We start from the raw sequence: 18,032 nt of genomic DNA on the forward strand, positions 1-18,032 counted from the left end.
CCCTCACCCTGCCGCGATCAGCAGGCACTTCCTGACCCGACCCTGGGCGCTGCGGGGCAACTCGGTGAGGAAGTGCACGCGCCGGGGCCGGTGCACGGCCGACAGCATCCGTCCGACGTGGTCGATGAGCATCTGCGCGGTGAGTCCGTCCGCCGCCACGACGTACGCGACGATCTCATCCCCGAGGGCGCGGTGCGGCGTGCCCACCACGGCGGCATCGTGGACCCCGGGGTGGCTGAGCAGGACCTCCTCGACCTGCCGGGCGGGTACCGGTCGGTCGCGGCAGTGCACCACGTCGACCCGGCGCCGACCGATGATCTGGTGGCAGCCGTCCGGGCCGACGGTGGCCAGGTCTCCGGTGGCGTGCCACCCGCCCGAGGGGGTCCCCTGATCCGTTCGGCAGACGTAGCCGCTGAACAGGGTCGGCCCGCGGATGCTCAGCTCCCCGGCGGACTCACCGTCGGCGGGCACCGCCTGCCCGTCCCGGCCGAGCAGGCGGGTCTGCACGCCGGGCAGGGGGTTCCCGGCGGTGCCGGCGGTTCCCGGTGCGCCGGCGCGGCCGGTCACCACGATGAGGGTCTCGGTGGTGCCGTAGCCCTGGATGAGGGAGTGCGAGGTGAGCAACCGGATCCGCTCGCTCACCGCCGGCGCCAGCGGCGCGTCGCCGGAGATCAGGATCCGCGCCCCGGACAGGGTGCGGGCACACCCGACATCCCGGGCGATGCGGGCCCACTGGCCGGGTACGGCCAGGTAGATGGTGCCGACCGGACCGGTCGCCGGGAGTCCGTCGGAGTGGACGAGGCGACTACCCACCCGCAGCGCCCCGAACAGGCCGGCGACGAGGCCGTAGGCCCGGAAGAGCGGTGCCTCCTGGACGAGGATGTCGTCGGGGCTCCACCGCCAGGCGTCCGCGAGCAGGTCCAGCTCGGCCGCGATCGCCCGGCGGGAGATGCGGACGCCTCGGGACGTCCCGCCGGCACCGCCGGTGTAGAGGATGACCGCGTCGGTGGTGGGTTCCGCCTCGGGCTGGGCGGCCCAGGACCGCTGCCGCAGGTCGACGGGGACGACGGGGACGGCCGTGCCGTCGGCAGTGGCGGTGGAGGTGGCACCGAGGAAGAGGTTCGCGCCGGACTCGCGCAGGATTCGGCGACGTTCCGTCGCCGTGGCCAGTGGCGGCACCGGCACCAGCGGAACGCCCGCCTGAAGGGCTCCCACCATGCCGACCATCGTCTCGATGCTCGGGGTGGCCTCGACCGCCACCGCCCGGGCCCCCCGGATCCGGTCGGCGACGGCGTTGGCGCAGCCCTGGAGGTCCTCGCTGGAAAGCGTCCTGCCGCCGACCCGGAGCGCGTCGGCCCGGTCGACGCCGGACCCGCGGAGCGCCGGCAGCAGAGTCATCCGAGCTATCCCCTGTCGGCCGCGTCGACGGGTCTCGGCAGTGGCTGGAGCATCGCGCCAGGAACCCTTCGTACTCCGGGTGGGCGGGGGCCTCGGTGTCCGGTCATCTCCCGATCGGAGCGATGCCCCGAAATTAGGCTGCGCCAGGGTCGCGGACAACCCCTAGCTTCGTCGCCGGTCCGTGCCGGGACGGGACGGTACGCAGGACGGCGAGGCCACGGGCGGCAACAGTCCCGCCCACGACGACCGGCGGCAACCGTCCCGCCTGTGACGGTCGGATGGCGATCGGCGACCATCGATCGTAATCCGACTGCGGCCGGGCGAGGACGGCGGAGTCGGATGATCGTACGGATGTGCGCCTATCTCCCCCAATAGTTCCCCGATTCGACCGGAGCCTGAGCGACAGTTCGGACGGGTCGGCGGAACCGTGGCGCGCAACCGCGCCCACCGACGGCCCGGAATCCACGACACCGGGCGAACACCAACCGGCACTGATCGCGGATTCCGGCTCTCCTGATTGGCTCGCTGATTCAGCGGACAGTTCACGGCATGGGGCGAACCGATAGATTCCAGAAAGGCATCAAAGGGGCCGGAACCGGGCGGCGGAACCTACCGCGGATGCCGACATGCGACGGGGGTCGATCCGACGGAGAGACCCCGACGTCGCACGGACCGACACACCCGGGCGGGACCGGCCCCCGCCCGCCGCCCGGGTCGTCCACGTCGAACCGCCCATCGCCGTCGGGTGAGCGGCACAGCACCCGGATGACACAGGACCCCGCGCCACCACGCAGGGCGGGTCGCCAGAACGCCACGAACGACCCCATATCAGCCGACAACCCACCGTCGGGGCGAGACCGCGTCCACGTGGAGCGCGCCACCACGCTCCGTCGACACCGGGCAGGCGCCGACGGGCCGGACGCCGCCGCCGACCGGAAGCGCTCCCACCGTCGAGGTCGACGGGCACGTTCACGAACGCAATGCCGGTTCCCTGAATACAGATTGGCAGGTAGCCTGCAAAGCGCCCCGACCCAAACCGGGAGAGGATGTTCGATGTCACGCTCCGAATCGCCACTATGACGTTACGCTGCCGATCGAACGAAGCTCCGTCCGGCCAGTGGCGCGACAGCGTAGCTTTGTCGATCCTTCACATCGTTTGACTTGCCGCTCAATTGCCGGACTGCCATACTCCACACTATGCACTGAGATCGATGGCCGGGGGCACGGCGGAGCAGCCTCCGAATTATGGAATGCACCGGTCACAAGCCGCACGAACGCCATCGACCTCCGCAGCATAATTGTCAAGGATTTGTGGGTCTCTGACTTCGTTGAGTGACATGGGAGACCACAGCGGATGGACAACCAGGCGACCTCGGTCACCGGCACCCGCCAAGGGACCGGCCCGATGACGCTGATCGAGCGGGATCGGCAGCTCGACATCCTGACGCATCAGCTCGACGACCTGCTCCGGGCCGACGAGTCGTCGACCACGTCGGGACCGGTGACGGTGGTGACCGGGCCGGTCGGCGTCGGCAAGACCAGCCTGTTGCAGGCGTTCGCCCGGCGCTGCGCCGAGGCCGGCGTCAGCGTCCTGGTCGCGAGCGCCTCGCGCAGCGAACGCACCGTGCCCCTGGAGATCATCCGTCAGCTCGTGCGGCAGGCGGCCCTGGACGAGAGCAGCCGGGACCGGCTCGGACGGCTGCTGGACCGGGGCACCCTCGCCTGGTCCGAGCCGCACGACGACGGCGGGGAGGCCCTCGCCCCGCTCACCGCCGCGATCGGCGGCGAGCTACTGACGATCGCCGAGGAGAATCCCCTGGTCATCGCGGTCGACGACGTCCACCACGCCGACGGACCCTCGTTGCGCTGCCTGGACTACCTGGCCCGGCGCGTGACCGGCCTGTCCGTGCTGATCGTCCTCACCGAGGCGCACCGGACCCGACCGTGCCACCCCACCATCCACGCCGAGTTGGTGCAGCCGGCGCGGTCGCACCGGGTACGACTGCCCATGCTCTCCCCCGACGGGACCTACCGGGTGCTGGCCGACCGCCTCGGCGTCCCGGTGGGCCGCGCGACAGTCGACGAGGCGTACCGGATCAGCGGCGGCAACCCCCTGCTGGTGCACGCCCTGGCCGACGACCACCTCACCGGCGGCCAGGGCGACCGGCCTGCGACCGGGGAGGCGTTCCGCGAGGCCGTGCTCAGTTGCCTCTACCGGTGCGAGCACCTCGTCCTGAAGACCGCCCGGGTGCTCGCGGTGACCGGCGGGTCGGCGCACAGCCCGCTGGCGCCCCGACTCCTCGACCTCCCCGGTGAACTGGACGTCCACGCGGTGGACGCGTCGGCCAGCGCGGGCCTGGTCACCGAGGAGGGGCTCCGGCACCCGGCGGTCGGCCGGGCGGTGCTGGACAGCATGACGGTCGAGGAGCGTGGCCGGTTGCGACGGGCCACCGCCTGTCTGCTGCACGACGACGGCGCGCCACCCGCGCGGATCGCCCCGCACCTGCTCAAGACCGACGATCTGGACCAGCCGTGGATGCTCCAGGTGCTGCTGGACGCCGGAGAACAGGCACTCGCCGACGGTGACGTCGACGCGGCCCGACAGTACCTGCGGCGGGCCAACCGGGACGCCGTCGACGAGTGCGTACGGGCGCGGATCCGTTCCGCCCTGGCCCGCGCGGAGTGGCGGCTCGACCCGCAGGCCGCCGTCCCCCACCTGCTCGGCGTCGCCACCGCCGTCCAGGCGGGGCACCTCAGCACCCGGCAGGCCGCGGGTCCCTTCCAGTACCTGCTCTGGCACGGGCAGATCGACAAGGCGCTCGAACTCATCCGCCACCTGGGAGAACGGACCGATCGCAACGACCCGCAGTCCGCGACCGACCTGATCGTCCTGAAGAGCTGGATGGCGACCCTCTACCCGGGGGCTCCGGTCGGCAGCCCGACCGCCCACTCGGCGGGCCGGGACCCGCTGACCCTCGCCCGAGTCAAGCGGCAGCTTCGGGGGGTCACCCTGCTCGGCGCGGTGCTGGAGCGGGGGAACGCCAGCGCGGCCGAGGACGCCCCCCACATGCTCGGCGCGCTCCGCCTGGACGACGAGACGAGCTTCTGGAACGCCGTCTGCGCGGTGATCGCGCTGATCTACGCCGACCGGCTCGATATCGCCGGTGACTGGTGCGAGCGATTGGACCGCAGCGCCACCGGCCGGCACCACACCCCGTGGGCGCTGCTCGCCGCCCTCGCCGGTGTCGTCGCCGGCCGAAGCGGTGACCTCCGCCGGGCGCGGGAGTTGACCGAGGTGGCCCTCAGCCGGCTCTCCCCCCAGGGGTGGGGCGTCATGATCGGCATGCCGCTCGCCATCCGGCTCCGGGTGCTGACCTCGCTCCAGGAGTGGGACGAGGCCGCCGCCTGCCTGCGGACGCCGGTCCCGCCGGCCCTCTTCGAGACCCCGTTCGGCCTGCACTACCTGCACGCCCGCGGGTTGCACGCGCTGGCCACGGGCAACCCCGGGGTCGCGCTGGCCGACTTCCAGCTCTGCGGTCAGCTGATGACCTCGTGGCGGTTGGACCTGTCGTCCCTCGTCCCGTGGCGGACCGAGGTGGCCCGCGCACTGCGGCACATGGGCCGCCGGCAGCAGGCCGAGAAGCTCGTCCGGGAGGAGCTGGACCGACTGCGCCCGGACCAGGTGCGACCCCGGGGGGCCGCACTGCGGTTGCTGGCCAGCGTCGAGGAGGGCGCCGACCGTATCCGGCACCTGTGCGCCGCCGTACGACTGCTGCGGCAGTGCGGCGACCGGGTGGAACTGGCCCATGCGCTCATCGACCTGGGTCATGCGTACCAGCAGGCGGGCGACCTGCGACAGGCGCGTGAGGTGTCCCGGTGCGCCCGGGTCGTCGCCGACGAGTGCGGCATTCCGGTCCTGCGCCCCACGTCCCGTGCCGGCCGCAACGGCAGCGCCGACCGCAACGACGACGCGATCGTCCTGTTGACCGGGCTCAACGACACCGAGTCCCGGGTGGCCACGCTGGCCGCGCAGGGGTACACCAACCGGGAGATCGCCGAGAAGATGTACCTCACGGTAAGCGCCATCGAGCAGCGACTGACCCGCATCTACCGCAAGCTCGACGTCAACTCGCGCAGCGAACTGGCCGCCCGGCTCCGGCTCGACCGCTGACCCTCCCCCGGCACCATCAGACCGTCGGCGCCCTCTGACCTCGGCGGTCGGTGGCCGTGCGGACGAGGCGTGTGCCACGAAGAGGGGATAGCACCATGGGTAGGATAGTCATCACTGGTGGTCCGGCCTGCCGCGCTGACAGTCCGTAGTGTCACGTCGGCCGTCCATCCTGTCGTACCACCCGTCCGTCCTGTCATACCGCCCGTCCATCCTGGCGTTCCCGGCTGTTCACTCGGCTCGCCGAGGTGCTCCTCACGGCCAGCAGCGCAACCCCTAACGGCCCATTCGGACCACAGGTTAGCCCTCGTAATGGTGGGGTCTCGCGCCCGTTGTCGCACATCAATGCCGATGCCAGACTCCCTGCAACCGGTTCCGGCCGCTCGGTGGCGGGTTCCGAAGGGCAGGATCCAGGTCCACCCGGCGACACGGCCCGCGCACTTCCACCCCTACCCGAAGCACGGGTACGCGTGGCAGGGGCCGTGGTCAGCCTCGGGGTGGCGGTGCCGGGCGAAGTGACCCGCTCGGCACCGGGTATGAGAAAGGCTGACGCGAACGGTGCTGGTGCAGCGAGAGGAACAGATCACCCGGCTGCGGGAAGCCTTCCGGATGTCCGAGGAGCAGCAACGGGGCCATGTCTCCCTCGTGACGGGCGCGGTGGGCAGCGGCAAGACGAGCGTGTTGGAGTCGTTCGGTGAATGGGCGGTTGCCGCCGGAGGACGGGTGCTCAGTGCCGCAGGTTCCCGGGCGGAACGCGGACTGCACCTCGGGGTGCTGGGACAACTGTTCCACAGTGCGCGGCTGGGCCAGGAGGCCGCGGCCCGCGTCGAGAAGCTGATGCGGGAGGCTCCATCCGTCGTCCCCCTGCTGGAGGCGAGCCTGAACACGACGGACGAGTCGTCGGCGTGCAACCGGGCCTGGGCACCCGTGCTGCACGGGCTGTTCACCACGCTGCTCGATCTCGCCGAGCCCGGACCGCTGGTGCTGACCATCGACGACGTTCACCACGCCGACCCGGCGACCCTGCACTGCCTGCTGTACGTCACCCGCCGGTTGCGGCATGCCCCGATCGTGGTGGTGCTCACCGAGGCCACGATGCTGCGCCCACCACACCCGCACTTCCGGGCCGAGCTGTTCAGCCAGCCGCACTTCACCCGGATCACCCTGCCGCTGCTGACCGTCGAGGCGATCGCCGAACTGGTCGGCGGGGGCACCGAGGCCGCCGTACGGGAGACCGCGGAGCGCTGTCTGAGCATCACCGGCGGCAACCCGTTGCTCACCCGGGCACTCATCGACGAGCGGCCCCGCGAGGAGTCCGACGAGGATCCCGCCCCGGACACCGCCTTCGGCGACGCGTTCGACCAGGCGGTGCTCGGTTGCCTCTACCGGCACGAGCCGGGGCTCCGGCGGGTGGCCCAGGCACTGGCGGTACTCAGTCGGCCGGCACCGACAGAGCTGCTGGGCCACCTGCTCGACATCATGTCCGAGTCGGTCGTACCGGCCGTGCGGGTGCTACGCACCTCCGGTCTGATGAACTGCGACCAGCTACGTCACCCGCGCATCCGCCGGTCCATCCTGGGCGACATGTCCACCGAGGAGCGCAGGGCGACGCACCAGCGCGCCGCCGAGGTGCTGCACGAACACGGCATCGACCCGCGTACGGTGGCCGAGCACCTGGTCGCCGCCGGCTGGGCCGAGGCCGCCTGGACCGTTCCGGTGCTCCAGAACGCCGCCGCACAGGCCCTGGCCTCCGGACGGCCGCACGAGGCCGCCGCCTGCCTTCGGCTGGTCAGCCGGGCCGACGTGGACGACCAGCAGCGCACCACCACCACGGCAATGCTGATCAAGGCCCGGTGGCAGGTCAACCCGCTGACGGTCAACGGACACCTCACCCAGCTGGTGCGTACGGCCCGCGACGCCGGATGGCCCGCCGACACCACCCTGTCCGCCGTGCCGTACCTGCTCTGGCAGGGTCGGGCGGAGGAGGCCGCAGAGGCGATCGTCGGCTGCGGCACGGACGACGACCAGGCCCACCCGGCCGACGCCAGCCGGTTGGGGGCCATGCGGCTGCTGCTCTCCCTCTCCCACCCCGACCATCTCCCGGCGGTACGGGAGGCGGTCGCCGCCGGGGGCCGGATGCCGGTCCTGCCCGCCGTCGGCCACCTGCAACTGCACGCCCTGACCGTGCTCGGCTCGGCGTTGACGCCCGCCGCCGAGCAGGACGCGGTGGCCACCGCCGAGCAGCTGCTGCACCGGCACCACACCGACGACGGCGTCCTCCCCGTGCTGACCGCCCCGTTGCTGGCGCTGCTCTGGTCGGGCCGCTCGGACCGGGTGGCGGTCTGGAGCGGCACGCTGCTGGACCGCCCGGCGGTGCGGCACACCCCGGTGTGGCGGGCGGTGATCCGCTCCCTGCGCGCCGAGGCAGCCCTGCGCCTGGGCGACCTGTCCGGCGCCGAGCAGCACGCCCGCGCGGCCCTGGAGGACCTGCCGGTCCCGGCGTGGGGAGTGGCCGCGGCCGGCCCCCTGGCCACCCTGATCGCCTGTGCCACGGAGTCCGGCCGACACGGCGAGGCCGACCAGTGGCTGGCCCGGCCGCTGCCGCCCGGCGCGTTCCACACCCCGCTGGGCGTGCACTACCTGGCCGCGCGGGGCCGGCACCACCTGGCGCTGGGCCGCGCCCACGCGGCAACGGCCGACCTGCTCCGCTGCGGGGAGCTGATGCGGACCTGGGGCATCGACGTCGCCGGCCTGGTCCCCTGGCGGTTGGAGCTGGCCCGGGTACAGCTCAGCGTGGGCAACAAGGCGCACGCCAACCAACTGCTCCAGGAGCAGCTACGTGTGCCGCACGGCGTGGACGACCGGACCCACGGCCGTACGCTCCGACTGCTCGCCACCACCGCCGCCCCGGACCACCGGCGCAAGCTGCTCTTCGAGGCGGTCAACCTGCTGCAGAACTGCGGCGACCGGCTGGAGCTGGTCCGGGCGCTGGGCGACACCGGTCAGACACTGCAGCGGGCGGGCGACTGGGCGCAGGCCCGGCTGCTGGTCCGCCGGGCGTACCACCTCGCCCAGGACTGCGGGGCGCCGGTGCTGGCCCAACGGCTGGTCGGCCGCGAGCCGGGTGGGTTGCCGGGGTACCCGCCGGCCGAGACGCCGGAGTCGGAGGACGGGCTGAGCGAGGCCGAGCGGCGGGTGGCCGCGCTCGCCGTCCAGGGCCACACCAACCGGGAGATCTCCAGCAAGCTGTTCATCACGGTGAGCACGGTCGAGCAGCACCTCACCCGGGTCTATCGGAAGCTGGACGTGAAGCGTCGCTCCGACCTGCCGACCCGGCTCGTCGCCTACGCGGAGCCGCTGGCCGAGGAGGTGCAGGGGGCGGCGTCCTGACGCCCACGGCGGGGCGCGCGCCGGGTCCTGCCTGGTGCGCGCCCCGCCGACGTGGGTCCGTCGGGACGGTAGCGGCGGTCCTCCGCCCGCGTCCCGCGTGGGTGTCGTACCGCGCGACCCGGGTGCGGGTCAGACCGGGACCGGGGCGGGTGTCCGGCCGGCCGCGCCGGCCCGCAGCCGCAGCACCAGATCGGAGGCGGCGGTGACGCCGCCCGCCTGCCGCAGCCGCCCACGCCACAGCTCGGCGCGCTCCCGGAAGACCGGGTCGGTCAACAGCCGGTGCAGCTTGGCGACCACGTCCTCGACGTCCAGCGGGTCCTCCTGCTCGGCGGCGAGCCCGATCCCGGCGTCGACGACCCGGACCGCACCGTCGTGACAGTCGAGCCAGAACGGCATCACCAGTTGCGGCACCCCGAACCAGGCCGCCTCGTGGATCGCGTTGGCGGCGGCGTGGTTGAAGAACGCCCGCACGTTCGGGTGGGCCAGCACCTCGACCTGCGAGGGCAGCCACGACTCGACGCGGAGGTTGGCGGGCAGCTCGCTGGCCGGCGGGAGGAGGTGCTGCCGTTGCGCCGGCAGCTTCCAGAGCACGTGGTGCTCGGGCGCGAGCCGGGCGGCCACCTCGACCAGTGCGGCCACCTGGGCGGCCGAGGGCCGCATGATGGTGCCGAATCCGATGTAGAGCACCGACGGGTGGGCGTCGAGCCAGTCCCGCAGCTGCGTCCCGTCCGGGCTCGGCGTGACGTCCGGGTGCACCATCGAGCCGACCAGGCGCAGGTTCGCCGGGGCGGTGTCGAACGGGTACTCCAGACCGAACACCGTGTAGGCCAGCACCGCCTCCGCGGCGTCCGCGTACCGGGTGGGGCTCAGCTCGGCGTTGCTGATCCCGACGGCCCGCCGGTGCTCGGCGGCGGCGGTGCTGCGGGCCAGCCGCTCCGGCTCGGTCAACGCGCTCAGCAGCGCCGCCCGGTGGCGGTCGTTGGCGGCCCGCTGACTCGGGTTCATGTGCAGCGGCAGGCCGGACAGTGGCGTCGGGTACGCCGACGGCAGGCTGTCCTGCAGGAAGTTCGACGGCGGCACCGAAACGCTGATGACGTACGGGACACCCCGGGTGGTCATCGCGTCCATCCCGTAGGTGGCGAACGAGTCCACCACGGCCAGCGCCGGTTCCACCTGGTCGACCAGTTCCCGGCACCGCTCGTAGAGCTGGTGCAGGTGGTCGTAGTCGGTCGAGGCGTCGACGTAGCTGACGAAGTTCTCCACCCGCGACCCGGCGGACATCCGCTTGTGCTTCTCGTCGTCCCAGTGCTCGGGGCGCATCTCGAGCCGGGCCGGACCGAGTGACAGGAACCGCACGTCACCCTCGCCGGGCAGCGCCTCGATGTCGGCCCGACGCTCGTCGGTGCAGGCGAACCGGACCTGCCCGACGCCCCGGCGCTTCAGCTCACCGGCGAGGGTGAGCAGCGGGTTGAACAGCCCTGCGCTGCCCGAGCTGACGATCAGCAGCGGACGTTCGTCGGACGTCGTCACCGTCGTCTCCTAGTCCATCGCCCGGCGCATGAAGCCGCGGATGCCGACGACTGTGAAGAACACGAAGACCACCGTCAGGACCAGCAGGTCCAGCCAGAGCGGCACCGACTCGACCCCGGGCGGGGCGACAAGCGACCGGGTGGCCTCGCTGACGTAGGTGAGCGGGTTGAGCGCGCAGATCACCTGGAACCAGCGCATCGAGTCGAGCGCGCGCAGCGGGAACTGGGTGGCGCCGGTGAACATCAACGGCGTCATGATCACGGTGAACATGATCTGGATCATGTTCGGTGGGACCAGGGTGCCGAAGGTCAGCCCCATGGCCGCACCAACAAGCGAACCGATCACCAGCACGCCGAGCACCGACAGCACCGTCGACAGCGGCCAGCTCACGTCGAGCATCAGCATCCCGATCGGGATGAGCAACAGGCCGGCGATCAGACCCCGGATCGCGCCGAAGACGATCTTCTCGATGGCCACCAGCGGGATCGCCATCGGGGCCAGCAGCCGGTCCTCGATCTCCCGGGTGAACGAGAAGTCCATCACCATGGGCAGGGCGGTGTTCTCCAGGCCGATCAGGAACGCGTTCAGCGCGACCACGCCGGGCAGCAGCACGTTGGCGAAGTTGTCGCTGGCGTACCCGAGGTCACCGAGGACCTTGCCGAAGATCAGCAGCATGAACAGCGGCTGGATGAGAACCTGGGCGACGAAGCCGACCAGCTCGCCCCGGCTGGTGACGAAGAGGTCGCGCCAGAGCACGGCCCGGAAGGTGGCGAACTGGTCCGACCAGCGCACCGGCGTGGGCGTCGTGGCCGACGCCGGCGCGGACGGTGTGACGGGGGCGGTGACGCTCACCGAAGTTCCCTTCCGGTCAGGTGGATGAACACGTCTTCCAGGCTGGGCTGGCCGATGCTGAGATCACTTACCGCGCAGTTCAGGTCGGTGAGGATCTTCAGCGCCATCGGCACGGCGTTGGCCGGTGCGCCCGAGGTGTAGAGGCGGAACGACAGCGTGGTGTCCGGGTCGGCGGTGGCCTGCGGGGCCGGCGTCGGCATCGGGGGCATGCCCGGCAGCATCGGCATGCCCCCGGCCGGAGCGGCCGGGGCGCCGCCGGGACGCACACGCTCCACCCGCTCGACGTCCGGGATGTTGTCCAGGGCGGCCTGTACCTCCTCGGCGGGGGCACCGGCCGTGACCACCAGGGTCAACGTGCTGCTGCCCGGCAGGGTCCGGGTCAGCGCGGTCGGCGTGCCGAGGGTGAGCAGCTTCCCGTGGTCGACGATGCCGACCCGGTCGCAGAGCTTCGCCGCCTCGTCCATGTCGTGGGTGGTCACCACGACGGTGACCCCGGCCCGCTTCAGCTCGGCGATCCGGTCGTGCACGAACAGCCGCGACTGCGGGTCGAGGCCGCCGGAGGGCTCGTCGAGGAAGAGCACCCGGGGCTCGTGCATGAGCGCGCGGGCGATCATGGTGCGTTGCGCCAGGCCACCGGAGAGGAAGTCGGTCCGGGACTTGGCGTGCTCGGCGAGCCCCATCTGCTCCAGCAGCTCGTCGGCGCGGCGCAGCCGCTGCGACCGGGGGATCCGGTGGTACGCCGAATGGAAGAGCAGGTTCTCCCGGACGCTGAGCGACCGGTCCAGGTTCACCCGCTGCGGGACGACCGCCAGGAGCTTCCGCGCCACCGCCGGTGCGCCCAGCACGTCCGCGCCGCACACGACGGCCCGGCCGGAGGTGGCCCGGACCCGCGTCGTCAGCACGCCGATCGTCGTGGTCTTGCCGGCGCCGTTGGGCCCGAGCAGACCGAAGACCTCGCCCGCGGCGACGGAGAAGCTCAGCCCGTCCACCGCCGGCGGCATGTCGGGCCGGTACTTCTTGACCAGCTCCTCGACCACTACTGCGTCGTCCACGTCGTCATGCTCCCGTCCTGGGTCCCGGTGGGACAGTTCTTCTCGCTCCGATAGGGGGTGCTAGGGGCAGGCCAGGGGCACGGTGCCCGGCCGGCCTCAGAGATCTCGTCCGGCCAGCCATTCGTGCACGGTCGCGCCGAGGTCCGGACCCCGCTCGCCGACCATCGTGAAGTGGTCGCCCGCCGCGTCCGCCACCTCGTGCGGATACGGCCACCGGGAACGCCACCCGCCCGGCTCGCCGGACCACTCCCCCAGCGGCTCGCCGGCCCGGACCAGCAGGGTGGCCGACTCCATCGGCGCCGGCCGCCAGCCCAGGAAGAGGGGGAGGTAGCCGGCCCAGGCGGTGGCCCGGTGGTCGTCCATCGGGGTGTACGCGCTGTCCCGCTCGACCATCCCGTCGAGCAGCTGGTTCGTCCAGCCGCCGAGCACCTCGCTGTCGGCCGGATAGGTGTCCATCAGCACCACCGCGGCCGGTGGCCGCCCCTGCCGCTCCAGCTCCCGGGCGAGCACATTGGCCACCATCGCGCCGCCGGAGTGCCCGGCCAGCACCAACGGGCCGTCGCCGACGGTGCGTAGCACGGTGTCGGCGTGCACCCGCAGCAGCGCGTCGAGGTCGACGGGGAGTTCCTCCCCGACCCCGAAGCCCGGGTTCGGCAGCGCCCACACGTCGCGCCGGCCCCGCAGCCCGGCGGCGAACCGGGCGTACTCGTGGGCGCCGGACAGCAGCGACATGGTGCAGCAGCAGACGACCGGGGTGCCCGGTCCCTCGGCGAGCCGCACGATCCCGGCCGGACGGGTGAGCTGTCCCGGCTCGGTGAAACTGGGGCGGAACTGGGCGAGCTTCACCAGCAGTTCGGCGTACCCGGCGGCGTCCTCGCGCGCTTTCGCCCCACGGAACAGCGCGCCGAGGATCCCGCCCGCGCCCTCCGCGGTGGCCCCCTCGACCGGCGCGTCGCCGGCCGCGTCGCCGAGGATCCGGCCGAGCAGGTGACGGGCCAGCTCGGCCGGGGTGGAGTGGTCGAAGAGCAGGGTGGCGGAGAGTTCCGCCCCGGTGTCCTGGCGCAGGGCGTCGCGCAGTTCCAGTGCGGTCAGCGAGTCGAAGCCCAGCTCGAGGAAATCCCGGTCGGCCTCGATCGCGCCCGGCGAGGCGTGCCCGAGCACTGTGGACACGTGCGCCCGGACCAGGTCCAGCAGGATGCGGTGCCGGTCGGCGGCCGAGGCACCGGCGAGCCGGTCCCGCAGGGCACGGGCCGGGTCGGTCGCCGTCGCGGTGACCCGCCCGGCGGCCTCGTAGACCTCGGCCGCCTCCGGAACGCCGCGCAGCAGCGGCGACGGACGCACGGCGGTGAAGGCCGGCACGAACGCGGGCCAGTCGACGTCGGCCACCGCGACGGCGTCGTCGCGTCCCTCGACCGTCCGCAGCAGGGCGTCGGCGGCCAGCTCCGGATCGAGCGGCACGATGCCCCGCCGCCGCAGCTGGCCCGGCTCGGTGACCTCGTCGACCCAGGGTGCCCAGGCCACCACGGTGGCCGGTCGGCCGGCGGCCCGGCGACCGGCGGCCAGGGCCTCCAGCGCGGCACCGGTGGCGGCGGCGACGGCCGCGCCGCCACCTCCCCAGGTGGCGGCGGTCGAGGTGAAGACGACGAACTCGTCGAAGGGCCGGTCGACGCAGGCGGCGTCGAGGGCGGCCACGGCGGCGACCTGCTCGCCGACCTCGGTGGCGAGGTCGGCCGGGGTGACGGCGGAGACCGGGACGCCGGGTCCGCTGGAGTCGACGAGGTGCAGCACGGTGCGCACCGGTGTCCCGGCCGCGTCGAGCCGGTCCAGTGCCGCCGGCAGCGCGGCGGGATCGGCGACCGTGGTGAGGTCGACGCCACCGGCGGACAGTTCGGCGGTCAACCCGGCCGACACCGGGGCCCCGGCGAGGAGCAGGTGGGTCGCGCCCCGGGCGGCGAGCCAGCGCAGCACGTGTGGGCCGCGCACCGCCGCGCCACCGTGCACCAGCACCGCACCCCGGGGCCGCCACGCCACGCCCGTGGCGGCCGGACCGGTCGGGACGTGTTCCAGTCGCCGGGCATGCAGCACACCGGAGCGGACGGCGACCTGGTCCTCGTCCCCACCACCTGCGACGACCCGCGCCAACGTGGCCAGGTCCGCCTCGTCGCCGGCAGCGGGCAGGTCCAGCAGGCCGCCCCAGAGACGGGGCTGCTCCAGCGCCAGCACCCGGCCCAGGCCCCAGACGGACGCCCCGGCGGGGCGCGGCGCGGGATCATCCGCGTCGACGGCGACCGCCCCACGGGTGACGCACCACATCGGGACGGCGGCCCCGGCATCGGCGAGGGCGCGGACCAGTCCGGCGGTGTCGGCCAGCACTGCGGTGTCGGCCAGCACTGCGGGGCCGGTCAGCACTGCGGGGCCGGTCAGCACTGCGGGGTCCGACCGGTCGTCGTACGCGTCGAGCAGGGACAGCACCCGGGCCGGGGCGTCGGTGTCCGCGCCGAGCGCCGCCCGTACCGCGTCGCCCGGGTCGTCGCCGGGGCGGACCGGCACGGGCACCGGGGAGAGCCCCTCGGTGCGCAGCGCCGCCAGCACCGGCCCGATCGGCGCACCGTCCGGCGCGACCACCAGGCAGCGCCCGGCCGGGGCCGGCCCGGACGGTGCCACGACGGGCACCCAGCCGGTGCGGTACCGCAGAGCGTCCACGCGGGACACGCGACGACGCCGGTCCCGGTATCCGGCCAGGGCGGGCAGCACCGCCCGGAGCGCCTCCCCCCGGTCGGCGTCGACCCCGAGCACGGCCGCCAGCGCGGAGGTGTCCCCGCTCTCGGCGGCCGCCCAGAACTCCCGGTCCTCCCCGGTGTCCGCCGGAGGCAGGCCGAAGGTGATCGGGTCGGGCCAGTACCGCTCGTGTGCGAAGGCGTACGTGGGCAGGTCGACCCGGACGGCGTCGGTACCGGCGAAGAGTTCGGGCCAGCGCATTCCGCCGCCGCGCAGGTCCACCGCCGCGACGGCGGTGAGCAAGCCGGCCACCTCGCAGGAGTCCCGGCGGGCCGTCGCCACGAACGCCGCCGCCTCCAGGTCGGGCAGGCACTCCCGGGCCATCGGGGTGAGCGCCGCGTCGGGGCCGATCTCCAGGAACGTCCCGGTGCCCGCGGCGGCCAGGGTGGCGACGCCCCGGTGGAACCGGACGGTGTCCCGGGCGTGTTCGACCCAGTAACCCGGGTCGGTGGCCTGGGCGGCGGTGAGCGGCTCGCCGGTGCGGTCGGAGACCAGCGGCACGGTCGGCGGGTGCCAGGTGACCTTCTCGGCGACGACCCGGAAGTCGTCCAGCATGGCGTCCATCCGGGCGGAGTGGAACGCGTGGCTGACCCGCAGCCGGCGGATCTGTCGGCCCTGGCCGGCGAGCTGTTCCCCGGCCGCGAGCACCGCATGCTCGTCGCCGGAGAGGACCACCGACGCGGGGCCGTTCACGGCGGCCAGGGCCACCCGGTCGTCGAGCAACGCGGCCACCTCGGCCTCGGTGGCCCGCACGGCGAGCATCGCACCACCGACGGGCAGCGCCCCCATCAACCGGGCCCGCGCGGCCACCAGGGCCGCCGCGTCGGGAAGCGACAGCACACCCGCCACGTGCGCCGCCGCCAGTTCGCCGACCGAGTGCCCGAGCAGGTACGCCGGCCGTACCCCCCAGGAGGTGACCAGCCGGTACACGGCCACCTCGTAGGCGAACAGGGCCGGCTGGGTGAACTCGGTCCGGTCCAGCAGCGCGGCCTGCGGGGTGTCCGGTGCGGCGAACACCACCTCGCGCAACGGCCGGCTCAGGTGCTTGTCGAGTTCGGCCACGACCTCGTCGAACGCGGCGGCGAACCCGGGGAACCGCCGGTGCAGCCCGGCGCCCATGCCGACCCGCTGGGCACCCTGACCGGTGAACAGGACGGCGAGCCTGCCGCCCGGACGGGCCACCCCGCGCAGCACGTTGGGGGCCGGGCGGTCCTCGGCGACTGCCCGTAGGCCCTCGACGAGCGCGTTGCGGTCGTCCCCGGTGACCACCGCCCGGTGCGGCATCGCTGCCCGGGTGGTGACCAGCGAGTACGCCACGTCGCCCGGGCGCAGCCCGGGATCGGCGGCCAGCCGCTCCAGCAACCGGTGGGCCTGCCCGGCCAGCGCCGGGGCGGAGCGGGCGGTGACCAGCCACGGGGCGGGCGGGGCCTGCCGTCCGGCCGGGGTGGCCGCGACGGTGTCCTCCGCAGCGGCCTGCTCCAGGATGGCGTGCGCGTTGGTGCCGCTGACCCCGAAGGCGGAGACACCGGCCCGGCGCGGGCCGTCGCCGTCCGGCCACGGCATCCGTTCGGTCGCCAGCCGTACCGCGCCGGCGGACCAGTCGACGTGCGGGGTGGGCCGGTCGACGTGCAGCGTGGCGGGGAGCACGCCGTGACGCATGGCGAGCACTATCTTGATCACCCCGGCGACGCCCGCCGCGGCCTGGGTGTGCCCGATGTTCGACTTCACCGACCCGAGCCACAGCGGACGGTCCGCTGGCCGCCCCTGTCCGTAGGTGGCCAGCAGCGCCTGCGCCTCGATCGGGTCGCCCAGGGTGGTGCCGGTGCCGTGCGCCTCGACCACGTCGACCTGGTGGGCAGTCAGCCCCGCGTTGGCCAGGGCCTGGGCGACGACCCGCCGCTGGGACGGGCCGTTCGGGGCGGTCAGGCCGCTGCTCGCCCCGTCCTGGTTGACCGCGCTGCCCCGGACCACGGCGAGAATCGGGTGCCCGTTGCGACGGGCGTCGGAGAGCCGCTCCACGAGGAGCATGCCGACCCCCTCGGACCAGCCGGTGCCGTCCGCGGCGGCGGCGAACGACTTGCACCGGCCGTCGGTGGAGAGGCCGCGCTGGCGGGAGAACTCGACGAACACCGTCGGGGTGGCCATCACCGACACCCCGCCGGCGAGGGCGAGGGTGCACTCCCCCAGCCGGAGCGCCTGCGCAGCCAGGTGGAGCGCGACCAGGGACGAGGAACAGGCGGTGTCCACGGTGACCGCCGGCCCCTCCAACCCGAGGGCGTACGCGATGCGGCCGCTGGCGACGGCGGCGGCGCTGCCGGTGCCGAGGTAGCCCTCGACGCCGCCGCCGACCCCGGCCAGCAGGGCCGCGTAGTCGCCCTGGCTGCTGGTGGCCGCGTACACGCCGGTGGGCGTGCCGCGCAGCGTGGTGGGGTCGATCCCGGCGTGCTCGAACGTCTCCCAGGCGGTCTCCAGCAGGAGCCGCTGCTGCGGGTCCATGGCGAGGGCCTCGCGCGGCGAGATGCCGAAGAAGGCGGGGTCGAAGTCCCCGGCGTCGTGCAGGAACCCCCCTTCCCGCACGTACGAGGTGCCCCGGCTGTCCGGGTCGGTGTCGTAGAGCGCGTCGAGGTCCCAGCCCCGGTCGGCGGGGAACGGCGCCATCGCGTCCGTGCCGGTGGCGACCAGTTCCCACAACTGCTCCGGCGACCGGACACCGCCGGGAAACCGGCAGCTCATGCCGATGATCGCCAGCGGCTCGCTGAGCGTGGCGACGAGCTGCTGGTTCTGCTGCTTGAGCTTCTGGTTGTCGAGCAGGGACGCGCGCAGCGCACTGACGACCTCGTCCAGTGAGACGCTCATCGGAAACT

The 18,032-nt window shown here is 73.5% G+C and carries 7 protein-coding genes; 2 read left to right on the forward strand and 5 right to left on the reverse strand.

The window, feature by feature from the left end:
- Positions 1–3: 3 nt before the first annotated feature.
- Entirely contained in the window at positions 4–1,398 is a 1,395-nt protein-coding gene (locus OHQ87_RS13050; protein WP_328348223.1) for an AMP-binding protein, read from the reverse strand.
- A gap of 1,354 nt (positions 1,399–2,752) precedes the next feature.
- Here OHQ87_RS13050 and OHQ87_RS13055 point away from each other — a divergent pair.
- Both OHQ87_RS13055 and OHQ87_RS13060 read left to right on the forward strand, forming a co-directional pair.
- A complete protein-coding gene (locus tag OHQ87_RS13055) occupies positions 2,753–5,569 on the forward strand; it encodes a helix-turn-helix transcriptional regulator (protein WP_328348225.1) in 2,817 nt (938 codons plus the stop codon).
- A gap of 555 nt (positions 5,570–6,124) precedes the next feature.
- The gene (locus OHQ87_RS13060; RefSeq protein WP_328348227.1) at positions 6,125–8,956 is read left to right on the forward strand and encodes a helix-turn-helix transcriptional regulator; all 2,832 of its coding nucleotides are present in this window, start codon (positions 6,125–6,127) and stop codon (positions 8,954–8,956) included.
- Between the two features lie 129 nt (positions 8,957–9,085).
- On the opposite strand, the gene OHQ87_RS13065 is transcribed toward OHQ87_RS13060, so the two are convergent.
- The 4 genes from OHQ87_RS13065 to OHQ87_RS13080 all read right to left on the reverse strand — a co-directional run bounded on the left by OHQ87_RS13065 (position 9,086) and on the right by OHQ87_RS13080 (position 18,024).
- Positions 9,086–10,486 carry a glycosyltransferase gene (locus OHQ87_RS13065; RefSeq protein WP_328348229.1) on the reverse strand — a complete coding sequence of 467 codons (1,401 nt, stop codon included), beginning with the start codon at positions 10,484–10,486 and terminating at the stop codon, positions 9,086–9,088.
- A 9-nt stretch (positions 10,487–10,495) separates the two neighbouring features.
- Complete coding sequence (locus OHQ87_RS13070) at positions 10,496–11,338, reverse strand: ABC transporter permease (RefSeq protein ID WP_328348231.1); 843 nt, start codon at positions 11,336–11,338, stop codon at positions 10,496–10,498.
- A complete protein-coding gene (locus OHQ87_RS13075) occupies positions 11,335–12,390 on the reverse strand; it encodes an ABC transporter ATP-binding protein (RefSeq protein ID WP_328348233.1) in 1,056 nt (351 codons plus the stop codon). The genes OHQ87_RS13070 and OHQ87_RS13075 overlap by 4 nt, the downstream gene beginning before the upstream one ends.
- 96 nt (positions 12,391–12,486) lie before the next feature.
- Positions 12,487–18,024 (reverse strand): type I polyketide synthase, encoded by a 5,538-nt coding sequence (locus OHQ87_RS13080; RefSeq protein ID WP_328348235.1) that lies wholly within the window; start codon positions 18,022–18,024, stop codon positions 12,487–12,489.
- Between the last annotated feature and the right edge of the window lie 8 nt (positions 18,025–18,032).

It is taken from the genome of Micromonospora sp. NBC_00421, assembly GCF_036017915.1.
GTDB lineage: Bacteria > Actinomycetota > Actinomycetes > Mycobacteriales > Micromonosporaceae > Micromonospora.